At 51.8% G+C, this 4,042-nt stretch carries 5 protein-coding genes; all 5 read left to right on the forward strand.

What is annotated here, in order from left to right:
- Window positions 1–830 (forward strand): spore photoproduct lyase family protein (locus QZ176_RS10350; protein ID WP_365951892.1); only part of this gene is annotated, 830 nt, incomplete at its 5' end.
- Between the two features lie 364 nt (window positions 831–1,194).
- Window positions 1,195–1,860 carry an SDR family oxidoreductase gene (locus tag QZ176_RS10355; RefSeq protein ID WP_295153395.1) on the forward strand — a complete coding sequence of 222 codons (666 nt, stop codon included), beginning with the start codon at window positions 1,195–1,197 and terminating at the stop codon, window positions 1,858–1,860.
- Entirely contained in the window at window positions 1,850–2,350 is a 501-nt protein-coding gene (locus QZ176_RS10360; RefSeq protein WP_295153397.1) for a hypothetical protein, read from the forward strand. The genes QZ176_RS10355 and QZ176_RS10360 overlap by 11 nt, the downstream gene beginning before the upstream one ends.
- 100 nt (window positions 2,351–2,450) lie before the next feature.
- Window positions 2,451–2,873 (forward strand): hypothetical protein, encoded by a 423-nt coding sequence (locus tag QZ176_RS10365; RefSeq protein ID WP_295153399.1) that lies wholly within the window; start codon window positions 2,451–2,453, stop codon window positions 2,871–2,873.
- Window positions 2,860–3,888, forward strand: a complete 1,029-nt coding sequence (locus QZ176_RS10370) for a hypothetical protein (protein WP_295153400.1) — start codon at window positions 2,860–2,862, stop codon at window positions 3,886–3,888. Before QZ176_RS10365 ends, QZ176_RS10370 begins: the two co-directional genes overlap by 14 nt.
- Window positions 3,889–4,042: the final 154 nt, after the last annotated feature.

Consider the following 4,042-nt stretch of genomic DNA (forward strand, 5'->3'; position numbering starts at 1 on the left):
TTAATTCGTGCGGCTTTGACTGTTCCTATTGCGCGATCGGCTCCTTTTACAAGCACGGGAAAATCGGCTTTGACGAGAATTTTGCGGCAAATTTAGCGCGGCTGCGGCTCGATCCCGCGCGCAGCTACCACATCGGCACGGGGCAGAGCTCCGACTCGCTTATGTGGGGCGATCGCTTCGGCATTTTAAGCGCGCTAACGGACTTCGCGGCGCTGCATCAAAACGTGATTTTGGAGCTTAAAAGCAAGTCGAATAATATCCGGTTTTTCCTGCAGCGTGAGATCCCGCGCAACCTCATCGTCACCTTTTCGCTAAACACCCCCGCGATCATAGCGAACGAGGAGCATCTAAGCGCGAGCCTGGATGCGCGGCTGGCTGCAGCCGAAGCGCTCGCGGCGCGCGGTATTTTGGTGGGCTTTCACCTTCACCCGATGGTTTGGTACGAGGGGTGGCGGAGTGATTACGGCGCGCTTTTTGAGCAGCTGCTACGCAGCTTCGATCCAAGCGGCGTCGCGATGGTCTCGCTTGGCACGCTTACCTTCATTAAGCCCGTCGTAAAAAAGCTGCGCTCGCGCGGGCTACGGAGCAAAATTCTGCAGATGCCCCTTGCGGACGCGAACGGTAAGCTGTCCTACCCGCTGCAGATCAAGCGCGAGCTTTTTAAATTTGCCGCGGACGCGCTTTCGCCGTGGCGCGAGCGAGTGTTTTTCTACCTCTGTATGGAGGATGCGAGCCTGTGGCGCGAGGTTTTGGGGCACGAGTATGAAAGTAACGATGCCTTTGAGGAGGCGATGAAAGCGGCGTATTTCGCAAAGATACGGCAGCGCTAGACGCGCTGTTTGTCGCAGACATCGCGGCCTGTGCTGGCTCGTATGCGGCGTCAAGGACACAGCGCGAAATTTGCGGCGAGCTAGCGGTTAAAATTTAGCGGCGCGCCGAGTTTTATAAAATTAAATTTTATAAATCGGGTGGGCGGGCACAGCGAGCGGCGATGAAATTTTACAAAGCGGTGGCGCAACAAAACGACCGCGGGCTAAATTTAAAATTTTACCCGGCGCAGGTCGCGGCGTGGATTGTCTAATCGCGTAAATTTAGCGGCGGACATAACGAGCGGAGAAAATTTAGCGTAGGGACATTTACTCGGCGCGCGAAATTTAACGCGCCGAAGCGGCATTAAAATTTAAAGGAGAAAAGATGAAAGCATTGATCACGGGCGCAAGCGGCGGTATCGGCAGCGCGGTTGCGGAGCTTCTGCGACAAAACGGCTATGAAATTTTAACGCTGGCCTCGCGCTTTGAGGATATGGACGCGCTAGCAAAAGAGTGCCGCGCGCTGGCTGCGGCGTGTGAGATTGACGCGCTGATTTTGTGCGCGGGCACGGCGAAATTTGCGCCGCTTGAGTCGATGAGCGAGAGCGAAATTTTAAAAATTTTAAACGTAAATCTTGCCGCAAACATCATCATCGCGCGCACGCTTTTGCCGAATTTAAAGCGCAACCGCGCCCATATCATCGGTATTAGCTCGATCGAGGCGCTGCGATCTAGCCGCTTTAGCGCGGTTTATAGCGCGAGCAAGGCGGGGTTGCGGGCGTTTCTGCTCTGCCTTTTCGAGGAGGCGCGCAAGCAGATCAGAGTAAGCTGCATCAACCCTGACATCACCAAAACGCCCTTTTACGAGGATTTGAGCTTCGAGCCCGCAGATGATGAGGCGAGCTTCGTGGATGCGGGAGAGATCGCAAATTTTACGCTGCAAATTCTGCGCACGAAGTCCAACGTGAGCGAATTTACGATCCGCCCGCAAATCGTAAATCTGCGGAAAAAATCAAAATTTAACCGCGAAGGGGGCAAGCTTGAAAACTAGTAAAAGTAAAATTTTTATTATGCTAATTGCGGGGGTTTTTATTATTTATGGAGTTATAAGCAGCGGCGGTATGTATTGTAATATGGAGGAATTCTTTTCTGATAAACAGGGCGAAGAGGATGACGCTTGCATCGCCAAGCTGATAAAACGAGCGGACGACGGAAACGGCTTTGCGGAAAGCAGACTAAGATACCCAAGCAGGGCGTATATCAAGCGCGTATGCGAAAAGGGAGTGGAAAACTTAGGCGAGCGAGAGAGATATTATTTCGAGCGCTACCAGAGCTGTGAGCCCTGGGGCTTTAAAACCCCAAAATTGCAAGGCGGCGAAGCAAATATGACGAGCGGCAGCGGTAATTTAGCGCGAGGTGATATGAACGCAACAGACGGCGAGAGAAATTTAACGCGCGAAGGTGCGAATACAGTCCGCAATGAAACAGGCGCGATCAAAGGCGATGTAAATTCTACGGGAGGGTCAAATGTCGGGCGATAAAGCGAAATTGAAAGCCAGTAAAAGTCAAATTTTTTTGCTAATTGTAGGAGTTATTATTCTGTGCACCCTATATATAAAAATCAGCAGCTCGTGCTGCAATGTGAGAGAGGTATTTTTGGGCTATGGCGAAGAAGACGATGCCTGCATTGCTAAGTTGGTAAAGCAAGCGGATGCCGGCGATATCCTAGCGGCAAACAGACTAAGATATCCACACGAGGCTTATATTAAGCGAGTGTGCGAAAAAGGGGTGGAAAGCTTAGGCGAGCGCGAGAAATATTATTTCCAAGATTTTCGAGGAGATCGCTGTGAGAATTTTGGCTTTAAAACGCCCAAATCAAAGGGCGATGAAGCAAATACGACAAGTAGCGGCGGTAATTTAGCACGAGGCGATACGAACGCAACGGATAGCGGAAATTTAACGCGCGCTGAGGCAAACAACGGCAAATCTGGCACTACGAGCAGCAAGGCGAACACTACGAAGCGCGAAGGAAATTCTACGGAAGAGCAAAATGCTGGGCGATGAAAATTTAGAAAAATTTTTCTCAAAAATCGACGCTGCGGAGTTTGGAATTTCTGCGGACTCAAAGCTTGCTTCAAAAAATTCCAAGCTTGCAGGAAGCGCGAGGGGCGGGAGCGGCGACAAGCCCTTAAAATCACAAGGCGACGTGGAATTTTGCGGCGGACAGTCATATTTTAGCGACGCGCAGCAAGCTGAAATTTTAAAATTTAATGCCGAGCCGCTGTTTAATGCCGAGCAAGCCCGTCTTGATACAGAGCAAGCACACTTAAAATTTAACGTCCGTCCATCGCAGTCGGAGCCGAGCGTCAGACAAGCGCTTGTGTTCGGTGCCGAGCCGCTACAGGCGCAGTTTGACGCCGAACGAGCGCAGGCAAAGATCGAAAATTTCATGCGCGATCTGCTGCAAAACTATGTGCTTTGCGTAAGCGGTGCGGAATTCGCCTTCGCGGAGATCGAGGCGTATTTCACGGGCGCGGATCGTAACACCTACAAGCGCACGTCGCGGGCGGGCGAGATATTTTTTCACAATTTCGGCTTTGACATTTCGTTTCGCAGTGTCCCGCAAAGCGGCGGCGGGATTTTGGTGCGAAGCCTGCGCGTCCTAACTGGTGCAGAGCTTTTGGCGGGCGGCTTACTTGGCTCGACGGGCGGCTTGCACGGCTTGGCGGAGAGCGGTCCGCTCGGCTCTGCCGCCCCGCTCATACAAAATGGCGATTTTATCGCGGGTCCGCGCAAATGCATGGGTAAAATTTTAAATCTGCAAACGCAAAATTTAAACTTCTCTTTAAAGCGTATGCCGCAAATAGCGCGTGCAGCGGGCTTTAGCAACCGAATCCGACGAGGCGAGATCGTAAACGAAGCGAATTTGGACGCAAATATGTCAAGCGGCGCGGCGGGTGCGGCGAAGCTTGCGAATGAGCCGCGCAGGCTTACTAGCGAGGAGTTTGAGGCATATCTGAGCGCGAGCTGCGCTGCGGCGAAAATATATAAAAAATCGCTGCAAAGATATGGGGGCTAAATTTTGATCAAACGGCGCGCAGCGGGCGAGCGGCAAAATTTAATGAGCTTTAAGCGGCGGCGCTATAAAATGGCGCGTCCATCAAATTTAAAGGCGGCAAATGGATCAAAGCAGGCTTGAGGAACTAAAAAGGCTATTACAAAAGCGGCATCAA

This window comes from uncultured Campylobacter sp., from assembly GCF_905373215.1.
Taxonomy (GTDB): Bacteria; Campylobacterota; Campylobacteria; order Campylobacterales; family Campylobacteraceae; genus Campylobacter_B.